Annotated in this window: 15 protein-coding genes; 6 read left to right on the top strand and 9 right to left on the bottom strand. The window is 68.1% G+C overall.

All coding sequences use genetic code 11. From position 1 onward, the window contains the following. Nucleotides 1-38: 38 nt before the first annotated feature. Nucleotides 39-1298, top strand: a complete 1260-nt coding sequence (locus ACVXZ4_RS02345; protein ID WP_461796643.1) for an isochorismate synthase — start codon at nucleotides 39-41, stop codon at nucleotides 1296-1298. A 2-nt stretch (nucleotides 1299-1300) separates the two neighbouring features. On the opposite strand, the gene ACVXZ4_RS02340 is transcribed toward ACVXZ4_RS02345, so the two are convergent. The 3 genes from ACVXZ4_RS02340 to ACVXZ4_RS02330 are packed head-to-tail and all read right to left on the bottom strand — an operon-like array spanning nucleotide 1301 to nucleotide 4260. Continuing rightward, the gene (locus ACVXZ4_RS02340) at nucleotides 1301-2152 is read right to left on the bottom strand and encodes a polyphosphate kinase 2 family protein (protein WP_461796642.1); all 852 of its coding nucleotides are present in this window, start codon (nucleotides 2150-2152) and stop codon (nucleotides 1301-1303) included. A gap of 60 nt (nucleotides 2153-2212) precedes the next feature. After that, on the bottom strand, nucleotides 2213-3844 hold the full coding sequence (gene menD, locus ACVXZ4_RS02335) for a 2-succinyl-5-enolpyruvyl-6-hydroxy-3-cyclohexene-1-carboxylic-acid synthase (RefSeq protein ID WP_461798044.1): 1632 nt from the start codon (nucleotides 3842-3844) through the stop codon (nucleotides 2213-2215). A 59-nt stretch (nucleotides 3845-3903) separates the two neighbouring features. Beyond that, nucleotides 3904-4260 carry a PLDc N-terminal domain-containing protein gene (locus ACVXZ4_RS02330; RefSeq protein WP_461796641.1) on the bottom strand — a complete coding sequence of 119 codons (357 nt, stop codon included), beginning with the start codon at nucleotides 4258-4260 and terminating at the stop codon, nucleotides 3904-3906. Nucleotides 4261-4331: 71 nt separating this feature from the next. Here ACVXZ4_RS02330 and ACVXZ4_RS02325 point away from each other — a divergent pair, with 71 nt between their 5' ends. Continuing rightward, on the top strand, nucleotides 4332-4598 hold the full coding sequence (locus ACVXZ4_RS02325; RefSeq protein WP_461796640.1) for a DUF4229 domain-containing protein: 267 nt from the start codon (nucleotides 4332-4334) through the stop codon (nucleotides 4596-4598). Between the two features lie 24 nt (nucleotides 4599-4622). Here ACVXZ4_RS02325 and ACVXZ4_RS02320 read toward each other — a convergent pair whose 3' ends face one another. The 4 genes from ACVXZ4_RS02320 to ACVXZ4_RS02305 form a co-directional block, all read right to left on the bottom strand. Beyond that, the gene (locus ACVXZ4_RS02320) at nucleotides 4623-5504 is read right to left on the bottom strand and encodes a 1,4-dihydroxy-2-naphthoate polyprenyltransferase (protein ID WP_461798043.1); all 882 of its coding nucleotides are present in this window, start codon (nucleotides 5502-5504) and stop codon (nucleotides 4623-4625) included. Nucleotides 5505-5722: 218 nt separating this feature from the next. Further along, on the bottom strand, nucleotides 5723-6865 hold the full coding sequence (locus ACVXZ4_RS02315; RefSeq protein WP_461796639.1) for an AMP-binding protein: 1143 nt from the start codon (nucleotides 6863-6865) through the stop codon (nucleotides 5723-5725). Continuing rightward, on the bottom strand, nucleotides 6865-7206 hold the full coding sequence (locus tag ACVXZ4_RS02310; RefSeq protein WP_461796638.1) for a hypothetical protein: 342 nt from the start codon (nucleotides 7204-7206) through the stop codon (nucleotides 6865-6867). Before ACVXZ4_RS02310 ends, ACVXZ4_RS02315 begins: the two co-directional genes overlap by 1 nt. 58 nt (nucleotides 7207-7264) lie before the next feature. Beyond that, nucleotides 7265-7549, bottom strand: a complete 285-nt coding sequence (locus ACVXZ4_RS02305) for a Fe-S cluster assembly protein HesB (protein ID WP_461796637.1) — start codon at nucleotides 7547-7549, stop codon at nucleotides 7265-7267. 147 nt (nucleotides 7550-7696) lie between these two features. On the opposite strand from ACVXZ4_RS02305, the gene ACVXZ4_RS02300 reads away from it, so the two are divergent. Further along, nucleotides 7697-8677 carry an o-succinylbenzoate synthase gene (locus ACVXZ4_RS02300; RefSeq protein WP_461796636.1) on the top strand — a complete coding sequence of 327 codons (981 nt, stop codon included), beginning with the start codon at nucleotides 7697-7699 and terminating at the stop codon, nucleotides 8675-8677. Here the strand turns inward: ACVXZ4_RS02300 and ACVXZ4_RS02295 are convergent. Beyond that, nucleotides 8674-9291, bottom strand: coding sequence for a DUF6226 family protein (locus ACVXZ4_RS02295; protein ID WP_461796635.1), 618 nt, complete (start codon nucleotides 9289-9291; stop codon nucleotides 8674-8676). The genes ACVXZ4_RS02300 and ACVXZ4_RS02295 overlap by 4 nt on opposite strands. 92 nt (nucleotides 9292-9383) lie before the next feature. Here ACVXZ4_RS02295 and ACVXZ4_RS02290 point away from each other — a divergent pair, with 92 nt between their 5' ends. The 3 genes from ACVXZ4_RS02290 to ACVXZ4_RS02280 all read left to right on the top strand — a co-directional run bounded on the left by ACVXZ4_RS02290 (nucleotide 9384) and on the right by ACVXZ4_RS02280 (nucleotide 11842). Continuing rightward, nucleotides 9384-10424, top strand: a complete 1041-nt coding sequence (locus tag ACVXZ4_RS02290) for an LLM class flavin-dependent oxidoreductase (protein WP_461796634.1) — start codon at nucleotides 9384-9386, stop codon at nucleotides 10422-10424. A 54-nt stretch (nucleotides 10425-10478) separates the two neighbouring features. Continuing rightward, the gene (locus ACVXZ4_RS02285; protein ID WP_461796633.1) at nucleotides 10479-11021 is read left to right on the top strand and encodes a MarR family winged helix-turn-helix transcriptional regulator; all 543 of its coding nucleotides are present in this window, start codon (nucleotides 10479-10481) and stop codon (nucleotides 11019-11021) included. A gap of 149 nt (nucleotides 11022-11170) precedes the next feature. Further along, nucleotides 11171-11842 (top strand): GTP pyrophosphokinase, encoded by a 672-nt coding sequence (locus ACVXZ4_RS02280; RefSeq protein ID WP_461798042.1) that lies wholly within the window; start codon nucleotides 11171-11173, stop codon nucleotides 11840-11842. 20 nt (nucleotides 11843-11862) lie between these two features. On the opposite strand, the gene ACVXZ4_RS02275 is transcribed toward ACVXZ4_RS02280, so the two are convergent. Next, complete coding sequence (locus ACVXZ4_RS02275) at nucleotides 11863-12603, bottom strand: DUF952 domain-containing protein (RefSeq protein WP_461796632.1); 741 nt, start codon at nucleotides 12601-12603, stop codon at nucleotides 11863-11865. Between the last annotated feature and the right edge of the window lie 10 nt (nucleotides 12604-12613).

Raw genomic sequence — 12613 nt, 5'->3', positions numbered from 1 at the left:
GCGGCAGCTCCCAGCAGTGCCCGGCTAGTGTTGGCCGGGTGACCGCTCCCGCGCCCCTCGATGACGGCGCCGTGGTGCCGTCGCTCACCGTGGAGACCACCGTTACGGCCGATCTCGGCCCGTTGGTGCCGCTACTGGAGGCGGGGCATCCGCTGCTCTGGATGCGTCGCGGGTTCGGTCTCGTCGGGCTCGGCGAGGCCCTGCGGCTCGAGTTCTGCGGCCCCGATCGTATGCGGGATGCGGCGGTCGCCTGGCAGCGGATCGCCGCGGCCGCGACGGTGACCGATCCGCTCGCTCAGACCGGCAGCGGACTGCTCGCCTTCGGCACCTTCGCCTTCTCGGACAGTTCGGCGACGTCGAGCGTGCTGATCGTGCCGTCCTTCATCATCGGCCGGGACAAGGGGCAGAGCTGGGTGACGCGGATCTCCGTCGGTGAGCTCGAGCCGCTCGTCATTCCCCCGCTGGCGCCCTACGGCCCGCGGTATCACGTGGACCTCCACCCGGGCACTGTTCCCGGCGCCGACTACCGGGATTCGGTGGCCGCGGCTGTCGGGCGCATCCGCTCCCGGGAGGTGAGCAAGGTAGTGCTCGCCCGCGAGCTCGTGGGGCAGCTGCCGCCGGGTGCAGACATCCGACGGATGATCGACGTGCTCGCCGTCGGCTACCCCGACTGCTGGACCTTCGCCGTCGACGGCTTCATCGGATCGAGCCCGGAGACCCTCGTGACCGTCGATGCCGGATCGGTGACCGCTCGGGTGCTCGCCGGCAGTGCGGCCCGCGGGGTCGATGCCGCCTCGGACGAAGAGGCCGCCACCGCCCTCGCCACCTCCACCAAAGACCAGGACGAGCACCGCTACGCCGTGCAGAACGTGCTCGCGTCGCTGCGGTCCCACAGCCCCAACGTCATGGCGAGCGAGATGCCCTTCACCCTCAAACTGCCGAACGTCTGGCATCTCGCCAGCGACATCGAGGGTGACCTCATCGACGGATCGACGTCGCTGGACCTCATCGACTCGCTGCATCCCACCGCCGCGGTCGCCGGCACGCCGACCGCGGACGCACTGCGGATCATCGGCGAACTCGAGCCATTCGACCGCGGACGCTACGCCGGACCGGTGGGCTGGGTGGGAGCGGACGGCGACGGCGAATGGGCGGTGGCGCTGCGGAGCGCCCAGTTCGCCTCCGACGGCGGCGTTACGGCATATGCCGGTGCGGGCATCGTCGCCGAGTCGGTGCCGGAGCGGGAGTTGCTCGAGACACGGATGAAGTTCCGGCCGATCGTGGAGGCGCTCGACTGAGGTCAGGCGTCGGCGAGCCGCGCCGTCTGCTCCGCGACGTCATACTCCGCGACGGGCCAGGTGAGGTGCAGCCCGCGCAGCGCGTCGAGCAGCAGGTGCTGCACCGCCACCCGGGCGTACCACTTGCGATCGGCGGGGATCACGAACCACGGGGCATCCGCCGTCGAGGTCTTCTCGAACGCGGCCTGGTAGGCCTCCTGGTATTGCGGCCAGAATGCCCGCTCGTCGAGATCGCCGGGGTTGAACTTCCAGTGTTTCTGCGGGTCGGCGAGGCGGGCCGCGAGACGTGCCTTCTGCTCATCCGGGCTGATGTGCAGCATCACCTTGACGATGGTGGTGCCGCTGTCGACCACCTGCTTCTCGAACTCGTTGATGAGGCCGTAGCGCTGCTCGATCACGCTCGGCTCCGCGAGACTGCGAACGCGGGCGATGAGCACGTCTTCGTAATGCGAACGATCGAAGACGCCGAGGAGGCCGGGCGTCGGAAGCTGGTTGCGTACGCGCCAGAGGAAATCGTGCGAGAGCTCCTCCTTCGTCGGCTTCTTGAAGCCATACACCTTGACGCCTTGCGGATCGACCCCACCGACCACGTGCTTGACGATGCCGCCCTTGCCGGCGGTATCCATCGCCTGGAGCACCAGCAGCACCGAACGGGTGCCGCCGAACCGGCTCTCGGCCCACAGCCGCTCCTGAAGCTCGCCGAGCTCGGCGCGCCCCTTCTCGAGCAGTGCCTCGCCCCCGGCCTTGCCGCCCTCGATGCCCGGTGTCGACGACGAATCGACGCCGGCGAGAGAGAAGCCCGGTCCCACCTTGAGGAGCGCGCCAGGGTCTTCGGTCCACACAGTTTTCGCCATAGGCCAGATGGTACTCGCGGAGCGGAATTTAGCGACCGGTGCGGTGCGCAGCCGAAGGCCTCACCGAGGCAGCGGCACCTCGACGAGAGTCGGAGTCTCGGATGCCGCGAGCGCCTCATCCAGTTCCCCGCGGTTGCGCGCCACCCGGTAGTCCCACCCATAGGCGGCGGCGAGCGAGCGCAAGTCCACGGACTGAGGCGTGTACTGCACCCGGTCGAAGGAGTCCGCGGGGGCGGTGCCCGCCACCTCCAGACCGTCGAAGATCGTGCCGCCCCCGTCGTTTCCCACGATCACCTGGATGCGCGGCCTCGTCTCGCCGCCGCCGAAGAGCAGAGCACCGACGTCGTAGAGCGCGGTGAGGTCGCCCACCAGCACACGCGTGATCCCGGCGGAGCTCCCGCCCTCTGCATCCTGGCTCGCCAGGCCGATGCCGATGCCCGTCGCGATCGTGCCGTCGATGCCGGCCAGTCCGCGGTTGGCGTAGACGGTGATCTTCTTGCCCGGCACCCAGGCGTCCGCTTCGCGGATGAGTCGGGATGCCCCGAGCACCAGCCGGTCATGCGGCCAGGTCACGCGCCACACGGCCTCGACGAGCATCCGCCGAGTCACCGGCTCGCGGAACACGGCGAGCTGCTCGCGAGCGAAGTCCCCCGGTCGCTCGCTGGCGCTCCCGTGCGGATCAGCAGCCGGCGCGACAGGGAGGTCGGCCGAGAGTATGCCGCGACTGGCATGCACCCAGCTGCCGAGCCATGCCCTGCCCTCCGGCGACTCGTCGGGCGCACCCTCAGCGACGACCGCCCCATCGATGGTCGCCGCGCGATGGCCGGGGTTGTAGGCGTCCGCGGTGACCCCGCGCACGATGTGCACCACGACATCCGGTCGGCTGAGAAGGGCGGGCACCTGACGGCTGAGCGTGGGATGACCGAACACGACCACCCGCTCGATTCTGGGCCCGAATTCCGCGTCGTCCAGCAACCGCTGGTAAGCGACGACGAGGTTTGGCCCGAACCGGGCGCCACTCGAGACCTCGGCGAGAAGCGGCACCCCGAGCGATCGCGCGAAGGTCTCGGCCTCCGGCCCGGCATCGTGGCCCGCGATGACCACGGTGCGGGGGGCTGCACGGATCACGCGCACAGGCGATGAGGCCGGCGGATCGACCCGGGCGGCGGGATGCAGCGGCGGGAGCACGCCGACAGGTCCCGACAACGGCTCCCGGAACGAGAGGTTGAGCTGCACCGGGCCGGGCGTGAAGAATGCTGCCGCGTACGCCTCGGCGGCGAGCGACACCGCGCCCGCCGAATCGACGGGCGGCGCGACATCCCGCACCCAGCCGACGGCGCTGCCGAAGATGCCGGGTTGGTCAGTGGTCTGATTGGAACCGATCCCGCGGAGCTCCAGCGGACGATCCGCCGTCACCAGGATGAGCGCAACGCCGGAGTGGTGCGCTTCGAGCACGGCGGGGTGCAGGTTGGCCACCGCGGTGCCGGAGGTCGTGATGACGACAACCGGCCGGCGGGTCTCGACCGCGATGCCGAGTGCGAGAAACCCGGCGACCCGTTCGTCGATGCGCACCCGGAGGCGCACCCGGGCATCCCGTTCCCAGGCGGCCGCGGCCAGCGCGAGAGCCTGCGACCGGGACCCGGGGCACAGCACGATATCGCGGACGCCGCGAGAGATGAGTTCACCGAGCATGGCGACGGAGAAGTCCGTCGCCGGGTTGCCGACAGGCACCGCGCCCGTGGCCGGGGTGCTCACTTTTCGGTCGAGTTGTTCTGGTCGTCGTCGAGCTCGGCCAGGCGCGCTTCGAGCTCACGGATGCGCTCATCGCGCTGCTTGTCGGCACCGAGCTGGCGCAGGAACTCCGGGTCGTCATCCGGAGCCTTCGAGCCTCCCCCGCCGGTGGCCGCGACGGGCGCGCGGCCCGATCGCTCCTTGCCGAGCGCGAACCAGAGGATGCCGCCGAAGGGCGTCACGATCACGATCAGCACCGCCCAGAGGATCTTCGGCAGCGCTCGGACACGCGACTCCTCCGTGCGGATGCAGTCGATGAAAGAGAAGATCGTGAATGCCACGAATAGAACTGTGAGTATCACTGAGAGCCGAGCCATGTGCAGATTCTAAGCCGGGATCCTGCATGGAGCGGACGAGCTTTCAGGCACACGTGCCTAGACTGATTTCCGTGTACTCGCGCCAGTGGATCGTCTTCTCCCTCATCAGGGTGGGCACTTTCGCCGTGGCGCTCGCGGTTCTCCTGCTCGTGGGCATCAACGTGTTCGTCGCAGCCATCGGAGCCGCCATCATCGGCTTCTGCGTGTCGTACATCTTCCTGCGCAAACAACGGGAGGCCGTGTCGATCAGCATCGGCCACCTGCGCGACAACAAAGACAGGGACCGCGACAACGAGCTCGAGAACGAGGCACTCGACCGGTTCGAAGAGCCGCGCTGATCGCATCCGCCGCACCGGTATCGCCTAGAAGGCGATCGCCGCCGCGAGCGCCAGGCCGAAAACCAGGGCCGTGAAGCTCGTCAGTTTGAGCGCGAGGATGAACTCCGGCGCGGTCTTGCCCGTGAGGGTGATCACGATCGCCGGAAGGCCGGAGAGCAGCGAGAAGTACACCAGCGGCGCCTTCACATAGAAGAGCGAGAAGAAGACGAGGATGAGGTACGGCACGGCCACGAACACCGCGAACAGGATGCGGGCGGCGCGGCTGCCGACGATGACGGCGAGAGTGCGCTTCCCCGACAGCGTGTCCTGGCTGATGTCGCGGATGTTGTTGACCATCAGCACCGCGCAGGCGAAGAAACCGGCGGCCACCCCACCGAGCACGCTCTCGATGTTGACCGTGCCCACCTGGGTGAACGTGGTGCCGAGGGTGGCGACGAGTCCGAAAAAGACGAACACGAAGACCTCACCGAGACCGTTGTAGCCGTACGGCCGCTTGCCGCCGGTGTAGAAGTAGGCAGCGACGATGCAGACAGCCCCGATGGCGAGAAGCCAATAGAACCCGCTCAGTAGGGAGAGCGCCAGCCCGGCGAGGCCGCCGAGGCCGAAGAAGACCAGCGCCACGATGAGCACCGTGCGCGGTTTGGCCGCACCGGATCCGGTGAGCCGGGACGGCCCGACACGGTTCTTGTCGGTGCCGCGCACGCCGTCGGAATAGTCGTTGGCGAAGTTGACGCCGATCTGCAGTGCGACGGCCACAGCGAGGGCGAGCAGTGCCCGCACCCAGTGCCAGCCGCCGTCCGAGAGAAGGTGGGCGGCACCGGTGCCGAGCGCGACCGGGGCGATAGCGAGCGGCAGCGTGCGCACGCGCGCGCCGCCGATCCAGTCGCGGGCCGTCGCCTTGCGCACGACCACGCGGGGCGACTTGCCGCCGGGACGGCCGCCCGTCTTGCCCGTGCTGGTCCTGCCTGCGCTGCTCGTGCCTGCGCCGCTCGTGCCGACACTGCTCTTGCCCGCGCTGCTCTTGCCGACGCTGCGGGGATCGATGCGCTTCTGTACGGGTCTGCCTGCGTTAGCCACGGATCGAATCCTACCGACCGGGCCTGTTTTCATCGACCGGGCCCGTTTTATTTGACCGGACGCCGACCTCCGCCGCGAGTCGCCGCGAAAGCCGTTAGGCCTACGCGGTCCGGCTTGCCGTTTGCCAGCTGCGGAACGCTTTCCACCCTCACCAGCGCGACTGGGGCGGATGCCCGCCCCAGTGCCGCGACGACGATCGCCTTCACTTCGGCGAGGGTCGCCTGCCCGGACGTGAAGACGACCGGCACCTCGCCCCACTCGGCGCTGGGAGACCGCACGACCACTGCATCCGCGAGACCGCCGATCGTGCGCACCACCCGTTCGACCGCGTCGAGCGACACTTTTTCGCCACCGGAGATGATCACGCTGTCGAGTCTGCCGGTCACGTGAAGGGCACCGTCCACGATCTCCCCGGTGTCGCCGGTGCGGTACCAGCGCGCGCCGTCGTGGGTCCCGAACGAAGCGTCGGTCGCAGCCGGGTCACCGAGATATCCCTCCGCGAGCATCGGACCCGTGAGTTCGACCTGTCCGTCGACGATGCGGGCCTCGGCTGTCCCGATCGGAATACCGTCGTAGACGCACCCTCCCGAGGTCTCGCTCGAACCGTAAGTGCGAGTGACGTTCAGGCCGATTTCGATGGCGCGTGCGAGCAGCGCGGGCGGCGTTGCCTGGCCGCCGACGAGGATACGGTCGAAGCGGCGCACGGCGGCGAGCAAGTCGAGATCGTCGTCCGCGGCATCCACGAGCCTGGCGAGCTGGGCGGGCACGAGCGAGGTGAACCGCAGCGCGGAATTCAACTCGAGCGACGCTTCGGCGAAGGCTGCGGCATCGAAGTGCCCCGTGCCGAAGTAGACCGGCTCGGCATCGGCGGCGAGGGATCGCGTGAGCACGTTGATACCCGCGATGTAATGGGCGGGCAACGCAAGGAGCCACTGCCCCGGCCCGCCGAGGGACGATTCGGATGCCGCGGCACTGGCCAGCAGGGCATCGGCGCCCAGCGCCACACGCTTCGGCTCGCCGGTCGAGCCGCTCGTCTCGATCACGACGGCTACGCGCTGTTCCACCTCGGACGGCACCGGACTGCGGGGGTTTCCTGGCAGGATCGCCGGCCCGCCCGCAAGTGCCTCGCGCAGGGCGGCGAGCACCGTGGCGGGATCGTCGGCTGGCACGATTCGCAGCGGCCGGGACATTAGTTCGCCCCGAGAAGGCCGAAGACACCCACGAGCGTGAGCGGATTGGCCACCAGGCCGAGGATCGCTGCGGCGAGGCCGAAACGCCTGCCGTTGCGGGTCAGAATCGCCAGTAGCCCGAGCGCGAAAGCCAGGGCGAAGAGGCCGATCACGACCCATGCGAGCACGGTCGCGGCGACCCAGCCGCCGCCGCTGCCGATGACGATCGCGATCACTTCGAGGGCGACGCCGAGAACCGCGATGAGGAACGACGCCGAGCCGAGCCGTCGGATCCGCCGCGGTGCGACCCGAGGGGCGGACGGGCCCGGTTCGCCAGAGAGCTGCACCGAGTCGAGTGACATGCCTTCAGGGTAATCGAGCCCGACCGAGCCGAGGCTCGTCGGGTGATGGAGCGGGGCGTTACTTCTGCACGTCGATGGAGAAGCGTACCGATCCCTCATCGTCGATCTGGGCGTCGAGCACCTTGTCGTCGAGCACGAGGGCGGCGTTCTGCTCGATGAACACCTTCGCGCCGGCGTTCTCGATCACGGTGTCGGTCGGCTCGGCCTGGGTGGCGACGGCGAGCGAGAGGTCGGTGGCCCCGGCCTCTGACGCGCTGATACGGAGGGCGGCATCGGAAACATCGGGGGTGCGCTCGATGATCGTCTTGACGACGGAGGTGGCCGAATCGGTGAGTGTAAGCATGGTGGTCCTTTCGATTGTGCGAATGGAAGGTGGCCACGCTTCCGCACTCCGGTGGTCGGCGCAAGCCCCGGCGGCAGACACGGAGGGTTCTCCCACCTGCGGCCGGTCAGCATGCGGCACACAGCCCCACTACGACAGACTGGGAACATGTTGCCATCGCTGCCAGACATGCTCTCCTCCGCGCGCGTCGTGACACTGCCGCTGCGCCAGCGATTCCGTGGCATCGAGAGTCGCGAGGTGATGCTGTTCGAGGGTCCGGCGGGATGGACCGAATTCTCGCCGTTCCTCGAATACGGTGACGCCGAGGCATCCGTGTGGCTCGCAGGAGCCATCGACTTCGGCTGGGAGGCGGCGCCGGCACTCTTTCGCAGCCAGATCCGGGTGAATGCCACCCTCCCCGCGGTGGCGCCCGACGCGGTGGCGGAGATCCTCGACCGGTTCCCCGGTTGCCGCACCGTCAAGGTCAAGGTGGCCGAGCCCGGACAGCAGTTGGCCGACGATGTGGCCCGGGTGGTCGCCGTGCGCGACTATCTCGGACCGGAGGGACGCATCCGCCTCGATGCGAACGGCGGCTGGAACGTGGATGAGGCGGAGCACGCGATCCACGCCCTCGCGCCGAGCGACCTCGAGTACGTGGAACAACCCTGCGCCACGGTGGACGAGCTCGCCGACATCCGCAAGCGCGTCAAGTACATGGGGCTGCCGATCGCCGCCGACGAGAGCGTGCGCAAGGCGGACGATCCACTCGAGGTCGCGACGGCGAAGGCGGCCGACCTGCTCGTGATCAAGGCGCAGCCGCTCGGGGGCATCCGCGCCGCACTGCGGATCGTGGATGCCGCGCGCCTTCCCGTCGTCGTCTCGAGTGCCCTCGAGACCTCGGTCGGCATCGCGATGGGAGCGCACCTCGCCGCCGCCATCCCCGAACTGGCCTACGACTGCGGACTCGCGACGGTGAGCCTGCTCGCCTCCGACATCACCGCCGAGTCCCTCGTGGCCGAGGGCGGGCTGGTGAACGTGCGCCGGGTCACTCCGGATGCCGCACTGCTCGATCGGTATGCGGCAGATGCCGAGCGCGAGGCGTGGTGGCACGCCCGCCTCGAGCGATGCCTCGCGCTGCTCGGAGGCTAGGGGCGGCTGGGCCAGGGGAGCCAGCCGGCGCCCTCGCGGGGCACTGCAGCCAGCCGTTCAGGCGGGAAGTCGCTCGCCGGGGTCGCTCCGGAGCTCGATCCCCCGTCGAACCTCAATGCGAAGCCCACATCGTCACCAGAGACCCATTCCCGGAAGTCGCCCTCGACAACGGCGAAGACCGTCTCCTCGAGCAGGTCGATCTGGGTAGTCACGTCCTCGTCGCAGGCATCACAGCCACACGGCGGAAAACTGAACTGATGCAGTGCGCCGGCAGCAAGTAACACGCCGGGCAGGCTCGTGAATCCGAAGGTGAGTCGGGCGGCCGACGGATCGGTCGGCACCAACCGCACCAGCTCACCGACCCCCGAAGGATGGCTGAAATCGGAGACGAACGACGGGTCGGATGCCGCGTCGAGGGCATATTCCCGAACGAGATGTGTGATGAGCCGCCGAGCGATCCCCTGAAGCGGCTCGAAGCGCTGGGGGTTGCTCACCCGGCTGTAGGAGTCATCGGGAGGCCCGTCAACACTCCAACGAGAGCCGTACGGGATGACTGCGCCGGCATCGTCGCGGTACTCGGAGTGCGGTACTTCCCCGCGCGCGTAGCCTGCCATCGTGCCAGTGTATGCACCGGGGGAATATCGGCGCCGGGGTCGCCGTTGCTACCACATGCAAACGCATAGACATTGAACTGGGAGAAACACAGATGGCCAGCCAACTGGAACTCGGACTCGACACTTTCGGTGACGTGACCAATGAAGCCGACGGCACCCCGGTGCCCTACGCCAAGGTGCTGCGCAACCTCGTGGCCCAGGGCGTACTCGCCGACCGGGTCGGACTCGACTACATCGGCGTCGGTGAACATCACCGCAAGGACTTCGCCGTCTCTGCGCCCGAGGTCGTGCTCGCGGCCATTGCCGCGCAGACCGAGCGCATCCATGTGGGCACCGCTGTCACCGTGCTGTCATCAGACGACCCCATCCGGGTCTTCCAGCGCTTCGCGACTCTCGACGGCATCTCGAACGGACGGGCGGAGGTGATCCTCGGTCGCGGGTCGTTCACCGAGTCGTTCCCCCTCTTCGGACTCGACCTCGCCGACTACGAGCGTCTCTTCGAGGAAAAGCTCGAATTGTTCGCCGCCGTGCGGCAGCAACAACCGGTGAACTGGACGGGCAGCACCCGCTCCGACGTCGTCGACAAATCGGTCTACCCGACAGTGGAGAACGGTCTTCTGCCGACCTGGATCGGCGTGGGCGGCAGCCCCGAATCGGTGGTGCGAACCGCCCGCTACGGCTTCAACCTCATGCTCGCGATCATCGGTGGGGAGCCCGCTCGTTTCGCGCCTTACGTTGACCTGTTCCACCGCGCGCTGGCCCAGTTCGAGCAGCCGACCCCGAAAATCGGAGTTCACTCGCCCGGCCACATCGCCGAGACGGACGAGCAGGCGCGCGAGGAACTCTGGCCGCACCACTCCGAGATGATGAGCCGGATCGGCAAGGAGCGTGGCTGGGGGCCGATGAGTCGCGAGTCCTTCGAGAACGAGGCCGACACCGGCTCGCTCTACGTCGGATCCCCCGAGACGGTCGCGCAGAAGATCGCTTCGACGGCCCGCGTGCTCGGGCTGGACCGCTTCGACCTCAAGTACTCCAACGGCACCCTCTCGCACGAAAAGCTGATGTCGAGCATCGAGCTCTTCGGCACCGTCGTGGCCCCGCGTGTTCGCGAGCTTCTAGCCGAAACCGACTGATCCCGCCGTCCGTGCCCTCTAGCCTGGACCGGGTCGCGGTGTCACACTACTGACATGGCGAAACACGGCAAGAAATCGAAGAACGAGAGCATCGGCAAGTCGACCTCGGCCAAGACTGCTCCCGACAAGGCGGCATCGAAGAAGGCCGCTGCCGACGCTGCACAGGTCGGTGTGCTCGATGAGGCGCTCACCTACGTCCTTCGACACGCGGCGGCGTCGCTGCGGGGCGCGATGGCCGAGGCGCTGCGTCCCCTCGACCTCACCGCCGCGCAGCACTCCTGCCTCGAATTGCTCGGACGAAGCCCCGGCCTCTCGAGCTCCGACCTCGCCCGCGGAGCGTTCGTGAGCCGCCAGTCGATGAACCTGGTGTTGCGCGGCCTTCAGGATCGCGGGCTCGTCACCCGCCCCGATGTGGCTCCGCTTGGCCGCGCACTCCCCACGAAGCTCACCGCCGCGGGTCGCGAACGCCTGAACTCCGCGAATGCGGTCGCCCGCTCGGTGGAGAAGCGGATGCTCGACGCCGTTCCCGAGAAACGTCGCAGCCGATTCCGCAGCGACCTCGCCGCGTGCGCCGCCGTCCTCGCTTCGGACGAGTGACCTACTCCCCCGGGAGTCACTTGCGCCCTGCAAAGCGTTCTCCGATGGGAGCCTCCTAGGCTGTCGGGGTGAGCACAACTGACGACGTTCTAGCGGTAGGGCCCACCCTCACCGGCCTCAAACAGCTGCGAGAAGACTTCACGCGCTTCATGATGCGCTACAAGTTCGGCATCGACGAGGTCACGACCAAGATCACGATCCTGCGCGAGGAATTCGGCCAGCTGCACGACTACAACCCCATCGAGCATGTCTCCTCGCGCCTCAAATCGCCAGAGAGCATCGTCGCGAAGATCCAGCGCAAGGGGATCGAGCCCGACTTCGACTCCATCCGCGAGGCGATCACCGACATCGCGGGCATCCGCATCACCTGCAGCTTCGTTTCGGACACCTACCGGGTGTTCGAGATGCTGGCGAGCCAGAATGACATCCGTGTCGTTGCGGTCAAGGACTACATCGCGAACCCGAAGCCGAACGGCTACAAGAGCCTTCACGCGATCGTGGAAGTGCCGGTCTTCCTGTCGGACGGGGTGGTGCCGGTCTACGTCGAGATCCAGATCCGCACGATCGCCATGGACTTCTGGGCGAGCCTCGAGCACAAGATCTTCTACAAGTACGACGACGAGGTTCCGGATGATCTGCTCGCCGGCCTCAAGGAGGCCGCCGACACCGCGAGCCGCCTCGACGCCGACATGGAACGACTACACGAGGAGGTGCGCGGACTCGGCTCTTCCGGCGCTCCCGAAACCGCAGAGAGCCTCGCTCCCGACGAAGAGGTGCTCCAGCAGTTCCAACGCTTCCGGGACACCTTCGGCTCGGCCTGATCGGAACGCGACAGAGGAAGTCAGGCCAGGGTGCCCTGGTGGAACTCGATCTGCCAGCCATGGCGCGTGGAGCGCCACAGCGACGACCGGAGGGTGACGTTCCCCGCCTGGGTCGCAACGTAGCTGAGCAGCACGAGGCGGGCGGCGGGCACCCTGGCCTCGAGACCGCTCACGACGAATCCCTCGGATGTCGCGATCCCGCCGGGCGCCCCCAGAGAATCAAGGGCCAGGACCTCGCCGCGCTGCCACAGCCGCCCCGAACTCCCGATCTCGGTGAATCCCGGCGCGAGCAGCCTGTCCACCGCCGCGCGATCGGCGCGCACGGCCGGATCGAGCAGCGCGTGCTCCGCGGCGACGGCGCCCGCGACATCCGTCTCCACGATGGTGCCCTCGAAACTCACCTGTCCCTCGCTTCGCAGCCAGCAGAACCGCCCGTCGACGAACGCGGCCTCCCGCACCTCCGTGACGAACTCTGCGCGCACGGCGCCGAAGATGTGCGGATACAGGGTGCCGTTACCGGCGTCCTGGTAGCGCACAGCGATTCCCGCATCGCGCACCGCCGCGTCATCGATGACGAGCACGACCAGCGGCTCCTGATCGCCCGCGTATGCGAAGCCGGCCACCCCGGCGACCTGCGCCGAAGTGGAGGCGTGGATGAAACCCACCTCATCGAGCGACGCCCCGCGGGTCGAGACTCGGTACTCCCCGCCCGATATCGCCGAACGCCAGTCCTCGGCGTGCGCGATATGCAGCAGCGACATCGAGGGGTTC

The sequence above is a fragment of the Lacisediminihabitans sp. FW035 genome (assembly GCF_054880895.1).
This window is presented reverse-complemented; position numbering and strand designations above follow the sequence as displayed.

Excerpts from the sequence above, each read along its gene's own strand:
- ACVXZ4_RS02275 (WP_461796632.1), bottom strand. The coding sequence starts at position 12,603 with ATGTCGCTGCTGCATATCGCGCACGCCGAGGACTGGCGTTCGGCGATA.
- ACVXZ4_RS02340 (WP_461796642.1), bottom strand. The coding sequence starts at position 2,152 with ATGGCGAAAACTGTGTGGACCGAAGACCCTGGCGCGCTCCTCAAGGTG.
- ACVXZ4_RS02310 (WP_461796638.1), bottom strand. The coding sequence starts at position 7,206 with ATGTCACTCGACTCGGTGCAGCTCTCTGGCGAACCGGGCCCGTCCGCC.
- ACVXZ4_RS02300 (WP_461796636.1), top strand. The coding sequence starts at position 7,697 with ATGTTGCCATCGCTGCCAGACATGCTCTCCTCCGCGCGCGTCGTGACA.
- ACVXZ4_RS02305 (WP_461796637.1), bottom strand. The coding sequence starts at position 7,549 with ATGCTTACACTCACCGATTCGGCCACCTCCGTCGTCAAGACGATCATC.
- ACVXZ4_RS02285 (WP_461796633.1), top strand. The coding sequence starts at position 10,479 with ATGGCGAAACACGGCAAGAAATCGAAGAACGAGAGCATCGGCAAGTCG.
- ACVXZ4_RS02330 (WP_461796641.1), bottom strand. The coding sequence starts at position 4,260 with ATGGCTCGGCTCTCAGTGATACTCACAGTTCTATTCGTGGCATTCACG.
- menD (WP_461798044.1), bottom strand. The coding sequence starts at position 3,844 with ATGCTCGGTGAACTCATCTCTCGCGGCGTCCGCGATATCGTGCTGTGC.
- ACVXZ4_RS02295 (WP_461796635.1), bottom strand. The coding sequence starts at position 9,291 with ATGGCAGGCTACGCGCGCGGGGAAGTACCGCACTCCGAGTACCGCGAC.
- ACVXZ4_RS02315 (WP_461796639.1), bottom strand. The coding sequence starts at position 6,865 with ATGTCCCGGCCGCTGCGAATCGTGCCAGCCGACGATCCCGCCACGGTG.
- ACVXZ4_RS02280 (WP_461798042.1), top strand. The coding sequence starts at position 11,171 with ATGATGCGCTACAAGTTCGGCATCGACGAGGTCACGACCAAGATCACG.
- ACVXZ4_RS02290 (WP_461796634.1), top strand. The coding sequence starts at position 9,384 with ATGGCCAGCCAACTGGAACTCGGACTCGACACTTTCGGTGACGTGACC.